The organism is Acinetobacter lwoffii (assembly GCF_024129355.1).
Classification (GTDB): domain Bacteria; phylum Pseudomonadota; class Gammaproteobacteria; order Pseudomonadales; family Moraxellaceae; genus Acinetobacter; species Acinetobacter lwoffii_I.
Window position 1 is genome coordinate 1 of sequence record NZ_JAMXXP010000101.1, and the last position, 423, is coordinate 423.

The window sequence follows — 423 nt, forward strand, 5'->3', positions numbered from 1 at the left end:
CAATGTTTTGAGCAGTCAGATTTGCATACCATTGGTAATCGACATAGCCTTTATCAAAAACTACAATGCTGCCAGCAGGAAACTGGAATTTACGGCCTTGTACCATGTCATTTTCTTTGCCATTTTCAACTGTAACAAACTCAGGAATATCATTGCTGTGATTCAATCCTATGCTGAGTTTCATGCTGGCTTTTGAGTTGTGAACTTTGGCCCATTCACATAAGGAAAGCGACAGGTCAATATGACTGGCATCCAAGGAATACAAGGGATTCTTAAAGCGAAATTTATGAGCTACTTTTGAGTGTTCATAGTATTTAAGCAACTTGTAAAATAGCTGTTGATACAAGGCAGCAGGCTGCTGCTCATTGATTCGTGCCAGCGTGCTTCGGGGAATAGACTTTGCTCCGAGATGACTTAGCTTTT

The 423-nt window shown here is 40.7% G+C and carries 1 pseudogene; it reads right to left on the reverse strand.

The features are described 5' to 3' along the window. Positions 1–423, reverse strand: a pseudogene (locus tag NI468_RS16450) (IS4 family transposase); the annotation flags it as partial.